This window comes from Nitratireductor sp. StC3 (genome assembly GCF_003015025.1).
GTDB classification, from domain to species: Bacteria; Pseudomonadota; Alphaproteobacteria; order Rhizobiales; family Rhizobiaceae; genus Mangrovimarina; species Mangrovimarina alexandrii.
Genome location: NZ_PYBP01000010.1, coordinates 152,194 through 171,174, shown reverse-complemented (window position 1 = coordinate 171,174; position 18,981 = coordinate 152,194). Strand labels below are relative to the sequence as shown.

Annotated in this window: 12 protein-coding genes; 5 read left to right on the top strand and 7 right to left on the bottom strand. The window is 66.9% G+C overall.

What is annotated here, in order from left to right:
- Positions 1-48 precede the first annotated feature (48 nt).
- Positions 49-1,641: an ABC transporter substrate-binding protein gene (locus C7T96_RS19100; protein ID WP_106572851.1), complete on the bottom strand. Its 1,593-nt coding sequence runs from the start codon at positions 1,639-1,641 to the stop codon at positions 49-51.
- Between the two features lie 226 nt (positions 1,642-1,867).
- Here C7T96_RS19100 and C7T96_RS19095 point away from each other — a divergent pair, with 226 nt between their 5' ends.
- Both C7T96_RS19095 and C7T96_RS19090 read left to right on the top strand, forming a co-directional pair.
- Positions 1,868-2,431 carry a DUF924 family protein gene (locus C7T96_RS19095; RefSeq protein WP_106572850.1) on the top strand — a complete coding sequence of 188 codons (564 nt, stop codon included), beginning with the start codon at positions 1,868-1,870 and terminating at the stop codon, positions 2,429-2,431.
- Between the two features lie 187 nt (positions 2,432-2,618).
- Positions 2,619-4,316 (top strand): long-chain-fatty-acid--CoA ligase, encoded by a 1,698-nt coding sequence (locus tag C7T96_RS19090; RefSeq protein ID WP_275068976.1) that lies wholly within the window; start codon positions 2,619-2,621, stop codon positions 4,314-4,316.
- A 54-nt stretch (positions 4,317-4,370) separates the two neighbouring features.
- On the opposite strand, the gene C7T96_RS19085 is transcribed toward C7T96_RS19090, so the two are convergent.
- Positions 4,371-5,072, bottom strand: coding sequence for an HAD family hydrolase (locus tag C7T96_RS19085; protein WP_106572848.1), 702 nt, complete (start codon positions 5,070-5,072; stop codon positions 4,371-4,373).
- A gap of 4 nt (positions 5,073-5,076) precedes the next feature.
- Positions 5,077-6,720, bottom strand: coding sequence for a glucose-6-phosphate isomerase (gene pgi, locus C7T96_RS19080; RefSeq protein WP_106572891.1), 1,644 nt, complete (start codon positions 6,718-6,720; stop codon positions 5,077-5,079).
- A gap of 212 nt (positions 6,721-6,932) precedes the next feature.
- Between pgi and C7T96_RS19075 the strand changes: the two genes are divergently transcribed.
- Positions 6,933-8,423, top strand: coding sequence for a PLP-dependent aminotransferase family protein (locus tag C7T96_RS19075; protein ID WP_106572847.1), 1,491 nt, complete (start codon positions 6,933-6,935; stop codon positions 8,421-8,423).
- Positions 8,424-8,483: 60 nt separating this feature from the next.
- Here the strand turns inward: C7T96_RS19075 and C7T96_RS19070 are convergent, their stop codons facing one another.
- The gene (locus tag C7T96_RS19070) at positions 8,484-10,301 is read right to left on the bottom strand and encodes an IlvD/Edd family dehydratase (protein ID WP_106572846.1); all 1,818 of its coding nucleotides are present in this window, start codon (positions 10,299-10,301) and stop codon (positions 8,484-8,486) included.
- A 143-nt stretch (positions 10,302-10,444) separates the two neighbouring features.
- On the opposite strand from C7T96_RS19070, the gene C7T96_RS19065 reads away from it, so the two are divergent.
- Positions 10,445-10,897: a carbon monoxide dehydrogenase subunit G gene (locus tag C7T96_RS19065; protein WP_106572845.1), complete on the top strand. Its 453-nt coding sequence runs from the start codon at positions 10,445-10,447 to the stop codon at positions 10,895-10,897.
- A gap of 124 nt (positions 10,898-11,021) precedes the next feature.
- On the opposite strand, the gene paaG is transcribed toward C7T96_RS19065, so the two are convergent.
- A complete protein-coding gene (gene paaG / locus C7T96_RS19060) occupies positions 11,022-11,819 on the bottom strand; it encodes a 2-(1,2-epoxy-1,2-dihydrophenyl)acetyl-CoA isomerase PaaG (RefSeq protein WP_106572844.1) in 798 nt (265 codons plus the stop codon).
- Between the two features lie 151 nt (positions 11,820-11,970).
- Between paaG and C7T96_RS19055 the strand changes: the two genes are divergently transcribed.
- Entirely contained in the window at positions 11,971-12,660 is a 690-nt protein-coding gene (locus tag C7T96_RS19055) for a Crp/Fnr family transcriptional regulator (protein WP_245414179.1), read from the top strand.
- A gap of 44 nt (positions 12,661-12,704) precedes the next feature.
- On the opposite strand, the gene C7T96_RS19050 is transcribed toward C7T96_RS19055, so the two are convergent.
- Entirely contained in the window at positions 12,705-16,892 is a 4,188-nt protein-coding gene (locus C7T96_RS19050; RefSeq protein ID WP_106572842.1) for a cytochrome P450, read from the bottom strand.
- Positions 16,893-16,977: 85 nt separating this feature from the next.
- On the bottom strand, positions 16,978-18,798 hold the full coding sequence (locus tag C7T96_RS19045; RefSeq protein ID WP_106572841.1) for an adenylate/guanylate cyclase domain-containing protein: 1,821 nt from the start codon (positions 18,796-18,798) through the stop codon (positions 16,978-16,980).
- Positions 18,799-18,981: the final 183 nt, after the last annotated feature.

Below are 18,981 nucleotides of genomic sequence, written 5' to 3'. Positions count from 1 at the left end.
CGACGCGGGAGGGAGACGATTGCGGCGCCTCAACGGCGCCAGAAGCGCTTATTCGGCCAGATCGACGCCGTCGAAGCGGTGCGAGCCGAGCGGGTCCATCTTGTAGCCGGTGACCTTGGTCGACATCGGCATGAAGACGACCGAATGGGCGATCGTCGCCCACGGGGCCTGCTCCTTGAACACCATCTGGGCTTCTTCATAGAGCTTGGTGCGCTCGGCCTGGTCGCTGATGACCTTGGCCTTCTGGATCATGTCGTCGAACGGCTTGTGGCACCACTGGGCGCGGTTCGCGCCGCCGACACCGTCGCAGCCGAGCAGAACGGCGAGGAAGTTGTCCGGGTCGCCATTGTCGCCGGTCCAGCCAAGCAGCACCGCGCCGTCGCGGTCGGTCGCCTTGGACCGCTCCAGATACTCGCCCCACTCGTAGGAGACGATCTCCACGGTCACGCCGACCTTGGAGAAGTCCTCCTGGATCAGTTCGGCCATGCGTCGGGCGTTGGGGTTGTAGGGACGCTGCACCGGCATCGCCCACACCTTCATCGACAGATCGGCGACGCCGGCTTCCTCGAGCATCTTCTTGGCGGCTTCGGGATCGTACGGATCGTCCTCGACCGCGTTGTTATACGACCACATCGTCGGCGGGATCGGGTTCTTGGCGGCCTGGCCGGCCCCCTGGAACACGGCGTCGAGAATGGCCTGCTTGTTGATGGCCATGTTGAGCGCCTTGCGCACCTTCGGATTGTCGAACGGCGCCATCTGTGTGTTGTAGGCCAGATAGCCGACATTCAGGCCTTCCTGCTCCATCACCTGCAGGTTGGAGGCCGCCTTCAGCGCCTCCAGATCGGCCGGGTTCGGATAGGGCGCGACATGGCATTCGCCGGCCATCAGCTTCTGCTGGCGTACCGAGGCGTCGGTGGTGATGGCGAACACCAGATCGTCGATCGGCTGCTTGCCGTCCCAGTAATCGGGATTGGCCTTGTAGCGGATCACCGCGTCCTTCTGATAGGCGACGAACTGGAACGGGCCGGTGCCGACCGGCTGCTGGTTCAGCATGTCCATCTTGCCGTCGGCCTCGAGCTTGTCGGCATATTCCTTCGACATCACCGAGGCGAAATCCATGGCCAGGTTCGCCACCATCGGCGCCTCGGGACGCGTCAGCACGAACTTGACGGTCATGTCGTCGACCTTGACGATCTCCTTGATGAGATCGGGCATCGACATGGCGTTGAAATATTCCCAGGAAATGCCGGCGGTATATTCGTTCCAGGGATGATCCTTCTTCAACTGGCGCTCGAAGGTGAACAGCACATCGTCGGCGTTGAAATCGCGCGTGGGGGTGAAGAAGTCGGTGGTGTGGAACTTCACGCCGGGACGCAGCTTGAAGGTGTATTCCAGACCGTCGTCGGACACGTCCCAGCTTTCGGCGAGGCCGGGAATGACATTCGTCGTGCCACGCTCGAACTCCACCAGCTGGCTGTAAATCGGCTTGGCCGAGGCATCGAACGTCGTGCCCGAGGTGTACGGCGCCGGATCGAACCCTTCGGGCGATCCTTCGGAGCAATAGACCAGCGTCTTGGCGTTGGCCACGCCACCAAGCATCGTCGCAGCCAGAAGCGCGGCCGCGAAGCTATACCGTTTCATGTGAATGTACTCCCATTCCTTGTCCGGGACCGTTTTGCCCGGTCCGTGAAGCCGGCATATAAGCACCGATTTTTCAGCATGGAAACACCCGCCTGCGATGCCCTTGGGGAAGTTTCGTCCCCGATCGCGCGGGACGTGAGAAAATTTTTCCTTCGCGGCCTGCGTTCGTAACATCGACGCTTTGCAATTTTATCGCGTGTCGCCTAACTGGAAGATCGGAGGCGCCATGAACACGACAACGCATAGTCTCGATACCGACGCCGTACTTGGATTTTGGTTCGAGGAACTCGGCCCGGAAGATTGGTATTCCGGCGATCCCAAGATCGACGAACGCATCGAGGCGCAATTCGCGCAAACCTGCGCGGCGGTACTGGCAGCGCCGCCTGAACGTTTTCTCGGCGACGCGCGCACCGCACTGGCCGCCATCATCGTGCTCGACCAGTTCACGCGCAACATCCACCGCCGTACCGCGAACGCGTTTGCGGGCGATCCCGGTGCCCTTTCGATCGCCCACGGCGCGATCGAGCGCGGCTACGACAATGCCATGACCCAGGCCGAACGGCAGTTCCTCTACATGCCGCTGATGCATTCCGAGGTGCTCGCCGACCAGGAGTTGTCGGTGAAGCTGTTCCGCGACCTCGGCAATGAGAACAGTCTGAAATTCGCCATTGAGCACCGCGACATCGTTGCCCGCTTCGGACGCTTTCCGCATCGCAACCAGGCGCTCGGGCGGACCAGCACGAAGGACGAGATCGACTTCCTGAAAGGCCATAGCGGCTACGGCCAATAGACAAACCGCAAGAGCTGCGGTCCGGCCCGGCCGCTTGATTACTTTTACGTATACGTAAATATTGCGCGGACCGGCGAGTTGGGCCTAGATACGAGCCGGCGATTGCATCGACAGCGCGCGTGGCCGACAGTGGTCGATAAGGATGCGCTGGCGGCGAAATGCGCTCATCGGCGCGAGGGAGGTGACAGTGACCAAGACCAATGCGAACAAGGCAACGACCGCCGCGCGCCCGTGGCTGAAAAGCTATCCGGAAGGCATGCCGGCCGAGATCGGCCCGTTGCCCGCCCCCTCGATCGGCGCCCTGCTTTCCGACGCCTGCAAGACCTATGCCGACAGGCCGGCCTTCACTTGCATGGGCAAATCGCTGACCTATGCGGAGGTCGAGAGGAAGTCGGCCGAATTCGGCGCCTTCCTGCAGTCCAAGGGCCTCGAAAAGGGCGCGCGCGTCGCCATCATGATGCCGAACGTGCTGCAATATCCGATCGCCATGATGGGCACGCTGCGGGCCGGTTTCACGGTGGTCAACGTCAATCCGCTCTACACGCCGCGCGAACTGGAACATCAGCTCAATGATTCCGGCGCCGAAGCGATCGTTATCCTTGAAAATTTCGCCGCCACGCTGCAGGCGGTGATCGCGCGCACCAAGGTCAAGCATGTGGTGGTCGCCACCATGGGCGACCTGCTCGGCTTCAAGGGACTGATCGTCAATCTGGTGGTGCGGCGGCTGAAGAAGATGGTCCCAGCCTGGTCGCTGCCCGGCCACCTTCCCTTCAACGACGCGCTCGCCGCCGGCGCGGCAGCCGGGCTGAAGCCGGTCGAACAGGGCCCCGACGACGTCGCCTTCCTGCAATATACCGGCGGCACGACCGGCGTCTCCAAGGGCGCGACGCTGCTGCACAGCAACATCCTGGCCAATGTCGCGCAGAACGCGATCTGGATCGAAAGCGCCTATGCGAAAAAGCCGCGGCCGGAACGCGCGGTCTATCTGTGCGCGCTGCCGCTTTACCACATCTACGCGCTGACGGTGAACGCGGTCATGGGCATGCAGCAGGGTGCCGAAAACATCCTCATTCCCAATCCGCGCGACATTCCCGCGCTGGTCAAGGAATTCGACAAATACGCCATCAACGTCTTTCCCGGCCTCAACACGCTGTTCAACGCGCTGTTGAACAACGATGACTTCCAGAAGATCGACTTCAAGCCGCTGCTGTTGACGTTCGGCGGCGGCATGGCCGTGCAGCGCGGCGTCGCCGAGCGCTGGCGGGACCTGACCGGAATCGTGATCGCCGAAGGTTACGGACTGTCGGAAACGTCGCCGGTGGCGACGGCGAACCGCTTCGACAGCGACACCTTCACCGGCACGATCGGCCTGCCGATCCCGTCGACCGAAATCGCCATCCGCGACGAGGACGGCAAGGATCTCGGGCTCGACGAGGTCGGTGAGATCTGCATTCGCGGTCCCCAGGTGATGTCCGGCTACTGGAACCGGCCCGAAGAGACCGCCAATGTCTTCACCGCCGACGGTTTCTTCAAATCCGGCGACATGGGCTTCATGGACGAGAACGGTTTCGTCAAGATCGTCGACCGCAAGAAGGACATGATCCTCGTCTCCGGCTTCAACGTCTATCCCAACGAGATCGAGGAGGTGGTGGCGGGCCATCCCGGCGTGCTGGAAGTGGCCGCGGTCGGCGTACCGGACGAGAAATCCGGCGAGGTGCCGAAGCTCTTCATCGTCAAGAAGGACCCGACGCTGAGCGAGCAGGACATCTACGATTACTGTAAGGACAAGCTTACCGGATACAAGCGCCCCAAGCAGATCGAGTTCCGCGACGAACTGCCCAAGACCAATGTCGGCAAGATCCTCAGGCGGGAATTGCGCGACTGACGCGTCGCGCGGGCAAACCCGCCGCCGGCCGCGTTTCCAAAGGCGGCAGCGCCTTCAGCGCCGCGCCAGCCAATCCGGCAGCGCGGCGACGGAGTCCAGAATGACGTCGGCGCCGGCCAGGGACTGGCGCGTGCCGGTCCCCGACAAGACCCCGATGGCCAAGCCCGCGCCGGCCGCGCGCGCCATGTCGAGATCGTGGCGGTTGTCGCCGACCATGGCGATCTCGGCCGGTTTCAGCCCCGTCAGGTCGCAAAACGCGTAAACGGTATCGGGTGCCGGCTTCGGCGCCGCGACGGCATCGTAACCGTAAGCGGCGTCGAACATTTGGGCGATGCCCAGGCTCACCAATGTCTGCTCCGCCCCGCCGGTGGAATCGTTGGTCGCCACGCCGAGCCGCAATCCGGCCGCCTGCAGGGCTTCGATCGCCTGCGCGCAGCCCGGCACCGCGACGGCGGCGGCCGCGCCCCGGCGCGCCGTCAGCCGGTCGAAACGGACGATCATCTCCTGGCGCGCCTGCGGCTCGAGCGCCGGATACCACAGCGCCACCACGTCGGCATTGGTGCCGGCCGCCAGCACCGAATCGGCCTGAAACCGACCGGCAGCGGCGTCGTAGCCGACAGCGGCGAGCAGGGCTGCGGCGCGGGCGCGGTCGCCGCCGGCGGCCTCGTGGGCGAGCGCCTCTGCGACCGCCGACCAGGTGGCGTGGAAATCGACCAGCGTGCCGTCCTTGTCGAACAGAATCCCCCGGATCGCCATTCTCTCAGCCCCGCCAGCCGGCGCGCACATAGTCGACCAGCCCGGCGGTGGAGGCGTCCTTGTCGTCCGCGCCGCGCGCGCCGCGCAGGACCGGCAGCAGCGCGGTCGCCAGTTCCTTGCCGAGCTCGACACCCCACTGGTCGAAGGCGTTGATGCCGAAAAGCTGGGCCTCGACGAAAACCCGATGCTCGTAGAGCGCGATCAGCCGGCCGAGCGCATAGGGGTCGAGCGATTTGTGCAGAATGGTGACCGAGGGGCGGCTGCCGGCAAACACGCGGTGCGGCGCCAGCGCCTCGACGGCAGCGTCCGCCAGGCCGCGGTCCCGCAACTGCGCGCGCGCCTCTTCAAGCGTGCGCCCCTTCATCAGCGCTTCGGACTGGGCCAGGCAATTGGCCAGCAGCAGCGCGTGATGGGCCTCCAGCGCCGGCTCGTGGCCGCGGGCGGCGGCGATGAACTCGACCGGGATGACGTCGGTGCCCTGGTGCAGAAGCTGGAAGAAGGCATGCTGGCCGTTGGTACCGGGCTCGCCCCACACCAGCGGGCCGGTGGCGGTCGCCGCCGGACCGCCGTCGACAAGCACGGACTTGCCGTTCGATTCCATGTCGAGCTGTTGCAGATAGGCGGGCAGGCGCGCCAGGCGCTGGTCGTAGGGGATGATGGCGCGGGCCGGATAGCGGCACACCACCCGGTGCCAGAAGCCGATCAGGCCGAGCACGACCGGCATGTTCTCCAGAAGCGGCGCGGCCCGAAAATGCTCGTCCATGGCATGCGCCCCGGCGAGAAACTCCAGGAAGCGCGTCGGGCCGATCGCCAGCATGATCGGCAGGCCGATGGCCGACCACAACGAGTAGCGGCCGCCGACCCAATCCCAAAAACCGAACACCCGATCGGCGCCGATGCCGAAGGCCGCCACCTTGTCGAGCGCGGTCGAGACGGCGGCGAAATGCGCGCCGACAGCCTCGCGCCCGAGCGCGCGCTCGATCCAGTCGCGCGCCGTCGCCGCGTTGGTCATCGTCTCGACGGTGGTGAAGGTTTTCGAGGCGACGACAAAAAGCGTGGTCGACGGCTCCAGCCCCTTCAGCGTGTCGGCGATGTGGGCGCCGTCGACATTGGAGACGAAATGGCAGCGCGGCCCGTCGTGAAACGGCGCCAGCGCCTGGGTGGCCATGGCCGGCCCGAGATCGGAGCCGCCAATGCCGATATTGACGATGTCGGTGAACGGCCGGCCGCTGGCGCCGGCCAGCGTGCCCTGCCTGACCGCGTCGCAGAAGGCGGCCATGCGCGCCAGAACGTCGTGAACGCCGGCCATCACGTCCTCGCCCCCGGCCCGGAAGGAAGCCGTGCGCGGCGCGCGCAGGGCGACGTGGAGCACGGCCCGGTCCTCGGTGGCGTTGATCGCCGCGCCGGCAAACATCGCCGCGCGCCGCTGTTCGACCCCGGCCGCGCGGGCGAGTTCGGCGAGCAGGCCCATGATGGCGTGGTCGACGGCGGTCTTGGACCAGTCGAGGAGGAGATCGTCGAGGCGCAGCGAAAACGCCTCGAAACGGCCCGGATCGGCGCGGAACGCGGCCGCTATGTCGAAGGGCACGGGCGCCTCGCGCGAGGCGCGCAGCGCGGCGAGCGCGCGATCGAAGGCGTTGCGGTCCACGGTGTCGTCCTTTCCCGTCCGCACTTAGAGTATTTCATCGGCGAAAAGAAGCGCTCCGGTCGATTTCACCCGCGCCTGTTGCATGGCCGTTTGCTGCCAAACCTTTCGTTGCGGAATTGCATCGGTGACAAAAAAGCCTGGCAGAGGTGGTTGGACCAGTCTTGAAGCGCACTAAACACCTGTTTAATGGTCTAGGTGGAGGGTGTTGCGCCATGGCTACGAGAAACGATTCCGCGATCTGGTCCGGACTGTTCACCATCTCGCCCGATTCCGGGCAGACGCTGCAGGCGCAGATCCGGCAGGCGATCGTGGCGGCGATCCTCGATCGACAGATCTCGCCCTCCATGCCGTTGCCGTCCTGCCGTATCCTGGCCGAAAAGCTCGGTGTCGCGCGCGGCACGGTGGTGCTCGCCTTCCAGCAGCTCGTCGACCAGGGCTTTTTGATCGCGCGCGAGCGGCGCGGACATTTCGTTAATCCGGAAGTGCTGACCACGCCCTCGCGGCAGGTGCCCAAGGGCCTGCCGTCGGCCAGCGGCCTCGACTGGAAGCGCCGTCGCAAGATCCCGGCCAGCGAAATGCCGGCGCCGATGAAGATGGACAACTGGATCAAGTCGTCCTACCCCTTCGTCTACGGTCAGTTCGATCCGGCGCTGTTTCCGACCGCCGAATGGCGCGAATGCAACCGCATGGCGCTGGCGGTGCTGGAAATCCGCGACTGGGCCGCCGACATGGTCGACCAGGACGACCCGCTTCTGATCGAGCAGATCCAGGCGCGCCTCCTGCCGCGCCGCGGCATCTTCGCCAATCCCGACGAGATCATCGTGACCTTGGGCGCGCAGAACGCGCTTTACATGCTGGCGCAGCTTTTGATGGGCAAGGGCATGCGCGTGGCGATGGAAGAGCCCGGCTATCCCGATGCGCGCTCGATCTTCCGGCTTTCGGGCGCGGAGACGGTGCCCGTGCCGGTCGACGGCGACGGCATCGTCACCGACCGCATTCCCGACGATTGCGGCTACGTGTTCGTCACGCCGAGCCATCATTGCCCGACCATGGTGCCGCTCAGCGCCGCGCGGCGCGAGGACCTGCTGGCGCGCGCGGTCGAGCACGACCAGATCATCATCGAGGACGGGTACGACAGCCAGTTGATCGACGACGCGCCGCAGCAGGCGCTGAAAAGCCTCGACCGGACCGGCCGCGTCATCCATGTCGGCTCGATGTCGAAGACGCTCGCGCCCGGTTTGCGGCTCGGCTACATCGTCGCCTCGGCCGAACTGATCGCCGAATTGCGCGCGTTGCGGCGCTTCATGCTGCGCCATCCGCCGGCCAACAACCAGCGCGCCGTGGCGCTTTTCCTGTCGCTCGGCCATCACGACGCGCTGGTGCGGCGCCTGTCGAGCGCCTTCGCCGAGCGCCGCGAGCGGCTGGCACAGGCCATCGCCTGTCACCTGCCGGACTGGCGGATGACGGATTCGGCGGGCGGCACCTCGATCTGGCTGCGAGGCCCGTCGGACATCGATTCGGGCAAGCTTGCCGAGATCGCGGCGGCGCGCAGCGTGCTGATCGAGCCCGGCGCGCGCTTCTTCGACGCCGCCAGCGCTCCGACGCGGTTCATGCGGCTGGGGATTTCCTCGATCCCGCTGCAGAACATCGAGCCCGGCATCCGGGAACTGGCCGCGGCGGCGGGACGGCGCGCCGCCGCCTGAGCTGCGCCGCGCACCGCCCGCAAAGGCCGCCCGGTCTTGCGGGCCGCCGCCGCGCTCGGCTCAGTGATTGTCGCGCGGGATGCCCATTTCCTGGGCGATCCGGCGATAACGCAGCGCCGGTTTCAGCACCATGCCTTCTGAAAGCTGGTCGACCATGGCGCGCTGGATCTCCTGCCACGGCGTCTGGTGGTCGGGAAAGGCGTAACCGCCCCGTTCGGCCAGCTCGGCGCGACGGCGCTCCAGTTCCTCGTCGGAAACCAGCATATTGGCGCTCGCCTTGCCGAGATCGATGCGCACCCGGTCGCCGTCGCGCAACAGCGCCAGCCCGCCGCCCGTCGCCGCCTCCGGCGAGGCATTGAGGATCGAGGGGCTGCCCGAGGTTCCCGACTGGCGGCCGTCGCCGATGCAGGGCAAGGCGTGGATGCCGCGCTTCAACAGCGCGGCCGGCGGCTGCATGTTGACCACTTCGGCCGCGCCCGGGTAGCCGACCGGGCCGGTGCCGCGCATGAACAGGATCGAGCGCTCGTCGATGCCGAGTGCCGGATCCTCGATGCGGGCATGATAATCCTCGGGGCCGTCGAAGACGACAGCCGTGCCCTCGAAGGCGTCGGGGTCGTCCGGGTCCGACAGGTAGCGCGCCCGGAACTCGTCGGAAATCACGCTGGTCTTCATGATCGCCGACGCAAACAGATTGCCCTTCAGATTGATGAACCCGGCCGCCGTCTTCAAGGGCCGCGCCGCCGGGCGGATGACGTCCGTGTCGAGCGTTTCGACCGCCCGGCAATTGTCGCCGATCGAACGGCCGTTGGCGGTCACGGCGTCGGGATGCGGCAGCAGGCCGGCCTTCACAAGCTCGGCGACCACGGCGGGAACGCCGCCGGCGTGATGGTAGTCCTCGCCGAGATAGTCGCCCGCCGGCTGCAGGTTCACCAGAAGCGGGATCTCGTGCCCGAGCGCCTGCCAGTCGTCATTGTCGAGCGGCACGCCCAGATGGCGGGCGATCGCGTTGAGGTGGATCGGCGCGTTGGTCGATCCGCCGATCGCCGAATTGACGACGATCGCGTTTTCGAACGCCGCCCGCGTCATGATGTCGGACGGTTTCAGGTCTTCCTCGACCATGGCGACGATGCGCCGGCCGGTCTGGTAGGCGATCTGGCCGCGCTCGCGGTAGGGGGCGGGAATGGCGGCGGAGCCGGGAAGCTGCATGCCGAGCGCCTCGGCGAGCGAGTTCATCGTCGTGGCCGTGCCCATCGTGTTGCAATAGCCGACCGAGGGCGCGGACGAGGCCACGATCTCCATGAACTCGTCATAGTCGATCTCGCCGGCCGCCAGCCGCTCGCGCGATTCCCACACGATGGTGCCCGAACCGGTGCGCCGGCCCTTGTGCCAGCCATTCAGCATCGGGCCGACCGACAGTGCGATCGCGGGAATGTTGACGGTCGCCGCGGCCATCAAGAGCGCCGGGGTGGTCTTGTCGCAGCCGATCGTCAGCACGACCGCGTCGAGCGGATAGCCGTAGAGCACCTCGACCAGCGCCAGATAGGCGAGGTTGCGGTCGAGCGACGCGGTCGGGCGTTTGCCGGTCTCCTGGATCGGGTGGACCGGAAATTCCAGCGGGATGCCGCCGGCCGCCTCGATGCCGGCGCGCAGCCTTTTGGCCAGCTCGATATGGTGGCGGTTGCAGGGCGACAGATCGGAGCCGGTCTGGGCGATGCCGATCAGCGGCTTGCCCGATTGCAGTTCCTCGCGGGTGAGGCCGTAATTGAGATAGCGCTCGAGATAAAGCGCCGTCATGCCGGGATCGTCGGGATTGTCGAACCATTGCTGGGAACGCAGCCTGGTCGTCTGCCGCCGGTGACCGTTCGCCCTGTCCGTCATCGCGCCCTCCCATCGTGATCGGCTTATGGTTAGTGCAAGGGGCCGGCGGCGGCAAGGATATGCGCGCGGGTCCGCGACCACATGCCGATGGACACGCGCGGGCGACTGGGTTAGGTCGAACGCCGAGAGTAAGGGAGACATTCATGGCCGTGAATATGGAAGGTGAGGAGACGATCGAGGCTCCGATCGGCGAGGTGTGGAAGGCGCTCAACGATCCCGACGTGCTGAAAGCCAGCATCCCGGGATGCGAAAGCCTGGAAAAGAAGTCCGACACCGAGATGGCGGCGACCGTGTCGCTGAAGATCGGGCCGATCAAGGCGAAATTTTCCGGCGAGGTCGAGTTGAAGAACCTCAAGCCGCCGCATTCCTACACGATCCAGGGCGAAGGCAAGGGCGGCATCGCCGGCTTCGCCAAGGGCGGCGCCGATGTCGAACTGGTCGAGAAAGGCCCGAACGAGACGCTGTTGACCTACAAGGTCAACGCCGATGTCGGCGGCAAGATCGCCCAGCTCGGGAGCCGCCTCATCATGTCGACGTCGAAAAAGCTCGCCGGACAGTTTTTTTCCAATCTGAACGAGCAGGTCAGCAAGTCCTGACGCGATAGAGCCCGTAACGACCGGACGGCCCGCAGCCTCCGCGCGGGCCGTTTCGGTTTGCGGCGCCAGATATCCATGCGGAGGCCCCGCCCCGGCACAGACCGGCGTTGGCCGCCGGCACGCCCTATCCCGCCTTGCGCCGATAATTTGCCGGGCGCTTTTCGAGGAAGGCGCTCACGCCTTCCTTGTAGTCGTCGGAGCGGCCTGCCTCGCGCTGCAATTGCCGCTCCAGGTCGAGCTGCGCGTCGAGCGAATTGGTCGAGGCGGCATGGATCGCCTGCTTGGTCAGCGCATAGGCGTGGGTCGGTCCGCCGGCGAAACCCTCGGCGAGCCTGGTCGCCTCCGCCATCAGATGCTCGTCGTCGACGGCCCGCCAGATCAGGCCCCAGTCGGCGGCGTCTTCGGCGGTAAGCGGATGCGCCATCAGCGCCAGCGCCTTGGCGCGCGCTTCGCCCACCAGCCGGGTCAGCCAGTAGGTGCCGCCCGCGTCGGGGATCAGCGCGATCTTGGAAAAAGCCTGGATGAATTTGGCCGACTTGGCCGCGATCACGATGTCGCAGGCGAGCGCGATATTGGCGCCGGCGCCGGCGGCCACGCCGTTGACGGCGCAGATGACGGGCTTGGGCATCGCCCTGATCTTGCGCACCAGCGGATTGTAGAAGGTTTCCAGCGTCTTGCCGAGGTCGGGATTGTCGCCGATCAGCGTCGGATCGCGGTCCGAAAGGTCCTGGCCGGCGCAAAAGCCGCGGCCGGCGCCCGTCAGGACGATCGCGCCGCAGCCGGCGTCGGCCTCGCAGGCGTCGAGCGCCGCGCGCAATTGCTGGTGTTGCAATTCGTTAAACGCGTTCAAACGATCCGGCCGGTTGAGCGTGATGACGCTGTAACCGTCTTTTTGTTCATGCAATACTGGTGCGTCGCTCATCGGGTTGGTTCTCCTGGATCCGCCGGCCGGCAGGGCTCGCGCAAGTTTACATGTCGCGCGCCCGCGATCAATTTCGCTTTAGGCGACGGCCTCGCTAGAAAGCGCCCCGCCGAGAGAAGCGATCCGGCATGGCGGCGGATACCGGGTGGGTATGGGTATGGCAAGTGAACTGATGGATAGGTCGGCGGGCGAGCAGCAACAGGTCCGCCTGGAGGAAAAACTGTTCGCAGCGCTGTTCGACGGCTGTCCGCAGGAGCGGGTCAAGGCCGGTCACCACCTGTTCATGCAGGACGACGAGGCCGACCGGGTCTACGGTGTCATCGACGGCACGATCGAGATCGCGATCTATTCCGAAGGCGGGCGCAAGCTGGTCGCCAATATCGAGACCGAAAAGAGCCTGATCGGCGAGATCGGCGCGCTCGACGGCGGTTTGCGCACGGCCACCGCGACCTGCCTGACGGAAGCCACCCTGGTGTCGGTGTCGCGGCGGCAATTGTTCGACCGCATCGAGGCCCATCCCCGGCTCGCCAGCGCCATGATCGGCGTGTTGTGCGCCAGGCTGCGCTGGGTCAGCGCGGAGCTCGGCGACCAGGCCCTGCTCAAGATCGAGGCGCGGCTGGCCAAACGGCTGTTGTTGTTGTGCGAACTGATCCAGGACGAGACCGGCTGGATCGGCATCTCGCAGTCGGAATTGGCCGAGTTTCTCGGCGCGACGCGGGAATCGATCAACAAGACGCTGACCGATTGGCGCCGCCTCGGCGTGATCGAAATCCGGCGCGGCGGGCTCAAGGTTGTGAACCATGCCGTGCTGGAAAAGCTCGGCTCGGCGCCGGACGGCTGACGCCGGCGTGCCGGCGGACGCTGCCCGGGGCGAAGCGCACCACCCTATGTCTGGCAAAGCAGGTAGCGCAGCGCCCGCCTGCCCGGCACGAAGAAATAGCCGCCGCCGCGCACGGTCACGAAGGCACTCAGCCCGTTCAAGCGCAGCGGCCCGTCCGGTCCGGCGATCGTGAAACAGCCCGCGCCGGCCACATTGCCGACCAGCGGGTCCGCCTCCTCGCGCAGGCTCTCGAAGCCGCGATTGTTCACCCAGGTCTGCTGGATGAAGGCGAACTGACGTTCGATGTCGGCGTTCAAGCACATGAACACCATGCCCTTGTCGGCTTTTTTACCGCCTTTGGCCTTTCTGGCGTAGGTCCGCCCGACCCGCAGGATGCGATGACGCTTGGAGATCTGGATCTGCGTTTCCGGCTTCGCCCCCAGCGAATCGCGCGGATTGGAACGGCGGATATGGGCGCCGAACGGGCATTGGCGTCCCTGCGGATCGTCACGGGCAAACAGGAAGCCGTTGTCGGGCGCCTTCCCCGCGCGCCATGTCGGCTGGCTGATCAGCGAGGTGCCGTCCTTCCAGCGGCCGAGCAGTTTCGCGCCGACCCATTCCGGCGCCGGCCGGCCGCCGATCTCGCCGCGCCCGAGCGCGCGCGCGGTATCGCGGCAGAACTTCTCGAAAGCATCGACATTCTGGGCCAGTTGGCGAATGACGAGATACGATCCGTTGCGGCCGAAATCGCGCCATTGCGGATCCTCGCCGGCGCCGGCCGCACGCACGCGACCCGACAGGCGACCGCGTGCGTCCAGCCCGGCGCCGAGCACCGGTGAGGGCGGGCATCGGCCGAGTTCGTCCGGATAGCCGAGAATGAACTCGCCGGCGGCGACCCGGTGCTGCGCGGCGGCGGCGCGCAGTGCGCGCGGCGTGCCGGCGATAACCGGTTGGGAGATGCCGTCGCGAAAGCCGAAATGCTCGATCGGCTTTCCCTTGTCGTCGCGCTCGATCGCCAGCGCCAGGCTGATGACCGTCTCCATGCCGGCCGCCTGCGACAGTTTCAGCAACGCGTCGCCATTTTTCTGCAGCCGGTCCGGCGTGTCGGCATAAAGCACCAGCACCGCGTCGACCGGCGCGTCGGGACTGCCCCATTCCCAGCGCTCCGGTGCATTGTCGCCGATATCGCCCAGCACCCGGCTTTGATGCGGGTCGGCCATGCCTTGGCGAAAGACCGTCGGAAAGGAGGCCGGAAGCCCGTCGCCGAGCCCGGTCAGGCCGAGCTTGACCAGACCACCGGGCGCAAACGCGCTGACCATCGCCGCCTCGGTCGGCTCGGCGGCGCCGAAGGCGGTGTTGCGCACAAGATGGTCGAGCCAGTCGCGCCTGGCCGCATCGGACATGCGCGCGGGCATGCGCAGCGCCACCAGGCGGGCTTCGGAAAGCCGCCCCATGCCGCCGAACAGGATCGACTGGATGTCCTCGGTCTCCAGTCCGCCGGCGGTGCGCTGCTTGGAGCCGAAAAGGGCAAGCCAGGCCGCGGCCTCGCTGTCGGTGCGCGCGCTGGCCAGGCCGTGCCTTATCGCGCCGTTGCGGCGGATCGCGCCGGTGGTGAGCGTGGGATAGGCCGAATACCAGAACAGGCTCGGGATCTGCTGGGCCCGCGCCCACAGCTTGAAGCGGTCGCCGTCGGTCGCGCCGTCGAAGAACAGATTGTTCGCCTTCGGGAAACCGGCCGTATTGCTCCAAACCCCCGTCAGCCCCTTCGCCGCCTTGGTGACGAAGTCCTCCAGATAGCTGCCCCAGCTGCCGCCGTAATTGCTGAAAAACAGCAGCTTGTCTGTGCCCGGCAGCAGCACCCAGCGCGCGTAGTGGATCGAGCCGATATCGGCGAGCCGCCCGGGCGCGAACACATGCCGCACGAATTGCAGGATGGTGAAGAAGGCGAGCCGCAGGGCGAGCCGGCGCAGACGGCCTGGCTTCATCACCGAGATCGCGGCGAGGTGGTTCTGCACGCCGTGATCCTCGCGCGCCACGATCGGCTCGAAACGCTCGCGCGGCAGTGGCCCGGCCTCGATCGGCGTTTCCCGCTCCAGGCGGCGGAAGCGCCAATAGGCGAACGCGGCCGGCAGGCCGACCAGCGCGCACAGGGCAATCAGACCGACAGCCAGCGCGGCAAGGATGGAGAACAGTCCCCGGAAAAAACCGTCGAACGGCGCCTGGAAGGCGAAGAACAGGATACCGGCGGACACGATGACGAACGCGGCGGCGACAGCGGCGAGCGGACGCGGCGCCAGAACGGTCTTGCGCACCATGTCCCACACATCACCGACCGGCGCGTCGAGGCCGCTGGGGGCGGCCTGGAAAGCCCAGTCGTAGCCGCCCCTGTCGGCCAGCGCCCGCCGCACCGCGTCGAGACGGTCGAGCGCGCTGTCGCCCGGGCCGGCCGGCTGGGCGCAGACGATCTCGTTCACCTCGGTTGAGAGATCCTCCTCGGCCAGGATGCGGCGTACCGAATGGCCGGGCGTGCCGGTGAAGCAAAGCCCGGCCACGTCGCCCGGCGCCGGCGAGACGGCCAGGCAATGCCGGTGCAGCAGGTCGGCGAAATCCGCCCTTTCGTCGAGCGCGCCGGCGGCCTCGAAGATCGGCCGCAGCCACGGACCGGCTTTGTCGGCCACGGCCGCGATCGCGGCTTTCTCAGGTCCGTCGGCGGAAAATTCGAGCACCAGGTGGCTGGGTTCGTCCGGGCGCTCGCTGGCCTGATCGGCCTTGCCGATCACCGACAGGCTGGCGAAATGCACCAGGCCGGTCCCGTCGAGGGCGGCGCGGATCTCGCCGCCGGCCGGATTGCCGAGCGCGTCGACCATGGAGCGCAGCCGCGCGGGGGCGACGGTGCCGGCGACCGGCACGGCGATGGTGACGAAGGCATGCTCGACACGGCGCGCTTCGGCCGGGACGTCGAACTCCACGCACAGCCTTTCGGGAAAGGCGCCGCGGCGCGCAAGCCGGCCCGGCGTGCCCGCTGCCCGGCGCAGGCCCGGTCTGGAAAACAGGGCGCGAAACGCCTCGCCGATCTGGACCCTGGCGAGCGCGGCGCCGACGCACCAGTGAATGCCGTGCCCGAACACCAGCGAATTGCGCTGCGGCCGCTCGGGATCGAACCGGTCCGGCTGGTTGACATCGTCCTCGTCGAACATCGCCGACACGGTCCAGGGCCAGACCGTGGTGCCCGCCTTGAGCGTCCTTTGCCGCCGGCTGCCCTTGGCCAGCACCGTGTCGCGCGGCACGATGCGAAACGGACCGGGATTGATCGGCTTGAAGCGCATCGCCTCGTCGATGGCCCGGGTCAGCGCGGCGTCGTCGTCGGCGGCAAGCGCGGCCTCGACCGCCGCGCGCGCCTCCGGCATCGTCAAGACGACGTCGAGCGCGTTGCCGGAGGCAAGCAGATTGGTCGGCGTGAACCCGGCGATCATGCCCATCATCACCGAGCGGATTTCGTCTTCGCTGAGTGCGGCCGGGTCCGCGTCGCGCATGGCGACCAGCCGGGCGAGCGGCGTGTCGCTCGGGCCGTGGCCGGCCCGCACGCGCGCCAGCGAGCGGTCGATTGTCTCCAGCATGCGCGCGGATGCCACGACGGCGAGCTCGCGCGTGCCGGCGCTGCCGGTCGGGTCGGCGAAAAACAGCGACGACAGCGCGATCGCCCAGTCGGCAAAGGCGGTCTCGTCCTCGATCGCCAGGCCGAAATAGTCGCGGCAGATCCGCACCGGCACGATTTTCAGCATCCGGTCGACAACGTCGAAGCCCGGCACGGCGGCGCGCATGACCTCGGCGCTGTGGCGGGCCGCGATCGGGCGCACGACGGCTTCGACCTCCGACGGCGGAAAAGCCGACAGCAGCGCGGACTTGACGCGCCGGTATTCGGCGCCGTCCTGCATGCCGAGGACGAAATTGGCGCCGCCCGCCATTTCCGTCATTTCCGGGCCGAACGGGGTTTCGAAATCCTCCTGGCGCTCCAGGACCTCGCGCACATCGGCGTTCTTGAACAGGATGACGGTCTTGCCCAAGGACAGGATCGGCCAATAGCGCCGGAAGAAACGGGCGGCCGGTCGCGGATTTTCCAGAAACGCCGACACCGCTCGCGCGATCGGCCCGGTGCCGCGCAGGCGCTCGGGATCGAAGGGCGGCATCTCGCCTACCGGACGCTGCGCCGCCTGCGCCGCCCGCACGCCGTCATGATATTTTGTCCGGAACATCCCGTTTCCCGCATATGGCCGCGATCCTAGCAGTGGGATGATGCCGCGCCCTTTGTAAGTGAGACGCTTCACATAAGCCGACCGTCTAGCGCTCTTCTTGCTCGCACTGCGCGACAGCGCGCTCGTAGGCCGCAATCAGGAACCGGTTGAGCTCGGGCCGGCTGTAGGGGACCCATTCCACGCGCGTGGTCGAAAATTGCGGGTGGCGGGCAAACAGGATCGCGTGTTCCGCCGCCGCGGCGGCGCCTTCGCCCAGCGCGCCCAGCGCCACGATCTTCAGGAAGCGCGCATACCAGTAGGACGGCGCCAGCGACAGCGAGCGGTCGGCCGCGGTCGCAGCCGCCCGCCAATCCTCGTCGAAGCAATAAGCGGCGGCAAGCTCGCCGAGATTGTGGAACCGGTAGAGGTCGAACGGGCTCAGCCGGTCGGCGTCGAGGAAAAGCGGGATCGCGCGTTTCTGCTCGCCCAGAAGCAGATGCGCACTGCCCATGGCCGAACGCGCGAAGGCGAAGCTGGGATTGATGCGCAGCGCCTCCGACAAATGCTCGAGCGCGGAGGCCGGCCGCGCCAGCATGATGTCGACGATGCCGAGATGGGCGTGCGGCCGCGCGTCCTGGCTGTCCATGTAGAGCGCCTTGCGAGAATAGTCCTCGACCCGGGCCAGATCCTCGCGATACTCGCCGCCATCGCCGAAATTCAGCCAGGAACGCCAAAAATACCACCAGGCGAGCTCGTTCAGCACGGTGCTGGCGTTGCGGTCGCGCTCATGCGCCTTTTCGAAAAAATCCAGCGCCAGCGCGGTGTCCTCGCGCGTGCGGCGCTGCATGTGCCAGCGTCCGCGGCGCACGAGCTGCCAGCTCTCCAGCCCCTCCCAGGGGATGCGGAAGGTGCGCGCCTGCTCGACGCGGTCGACCTCCTTTTCCAGCATGGCGACGATCTCGTTGCCGATCTCGGACTGCATGGCGAACATGTCGGCGAGCTCGCGGTCGAACCGGCGCGACCAGATGGTGCGGTTGGTCGAGGCGTCGTCGAGCGCGACGCGCACCCGCAGCATGTCGCCGGCGCGCGCGATCGTCCCGGTGACGACATAGCGGGCGCCGAGCGCGCGGCCGGCCGCCTCCGGCGACACCGCCTCGTCCCTGAACTGCAGGCTGGAATTCATCGAAATCACCGGCAGCCAGCGCGTGTTCGACAGGCCGACGACGATATCCTCGGCGATGCCCTCGGCCATGTAGCCGATCTCGGGGGCGCCGCCCTCGATGCGGAACGGCAGCACCGCGATCGCCGGCGGGCCGCCCTTGCCGTCGGCACGGAAGAAGGAGAACGCCGAGGCGGGCAGCGCCTCTACCGTTCGGTCGGTCTCGTTCACGGCGCCCGCGTCGGGCGGGTCGACGCGGAAGGCGCGCACCGGCAGCAGGATATTGTGAAACTCCTGCACGCCCAGATCGGCGAAGCGGACGGCCGCCACGCCGCGCAGATGGTGCCAGCTCGTCTCCGACACCACCACGCCGCCCTCCGGCGCGATTTCCTGCAGCCGCGCGGCGATGTTGACGTCGTCGCCATAAAGGCTTTCGTCGCGGACGATCACCTGGCCGGTATTGATCCCGGCGCGAAACGCCATCCGCCCGGCCTCGGGCACCTCCTGATTGGCACTGGCGATGCGCCGCTGGAACTCGATCGCGGCTAGGAGCGCGTCGACCGGGGCGCCGAATTCGGCCATCATGCTGTCGCCGGCGGGACCGAACATGCGCCCGCCATGGCTCGCGCAGCAGTCGCGGATGATGTCGCGATGGCTCTCGAAGGCGGCGACGGCGGCCTCGTCATCCATGCCCATCAGGCGCGAGAATCCGGCCGCGTCGATCGACACGATCGTCGCCACCTGCCGCGTGAACTGCCGGCTGCTCACTCGCGCCCCCCGATCGCGGCCGCGTGCACGCAAACGACGGACACGCCCGCCCCCTTCAATCCGCGTTCGACAGGCGCCGCCAAGCCCGGCCTGCCCGAGAAACAAACAATCATATGTGCCCCACGACGTGTCCCGAAGGACAACGCAGGGTTTTGATTAGCAAATCCGATTGCACGATTCCAC

Bases quoted from the DNA above. Each gene is read 5' to 3' on its own strand.
- C7T96_RS19095 (WP_106572850.1), top strand. From the start codon at position 1,868: ATGAACACGACAACGCATAGTCTCGATACCGACGCCGTACTTGGATTT.
- C7T96_RS19100 (WP_106572851.1), bottom strand. From the start codon at position 1,641: ATGAAACGGTATAGCTTCGCGGCCGCGCTTCTGGCTGCGACGATGCTT.
- C7T96_RS19075 (WP_106572847.1), top strand. From the start codon at position 6,933: ATGGCTACGAGAAACGATTCCGCGATCTGGTCCGGACTGTTCACCATC.
- C7T96_RS19070 (WP_106572846.1), bottom strand. From the start codon at position 10,301: ATGACGGACAGGGCGAACGGTCACCGGCGGCAGACGACCAGGCTGCGT.
- C7T96_RS19065 (WP_106572845.1), top strand. From the start codon at position 10,445: ATGGCCGTGAATATGGAAGGTGAGGAGACGATCGAGGCTCCGATCGGC.
- C7T96_RS19085 (WP_106572848.1), bottom strand. From the start codon at position 5,072: ATGGCGATCCGGGGGATTCTGTTCGACAAGGACGGCACGCTGGTCGAT.
- C7T96_RS19050 (WP_106572842.1), bottom strand. From the start codon at position 16,892: ATGTTCCGGACAAAATATCATGACGGCGTGCGGGCGGCGCAGGCGGCG.
- C7T96_RS19055 (WP_245414179.1), top strand. From the start codon at position 11,971: ATGGGTATGGCAAGTGAACTGATGGATAGGTCGGCGGGCGAGCAGCAA.
- paaG (WP_106572844.1), bottom strand. From the start codon at position 11,819: ATGAGCGACGCACCAGTATTGCATGAACAAAAAGACGGTTACAGCGTC.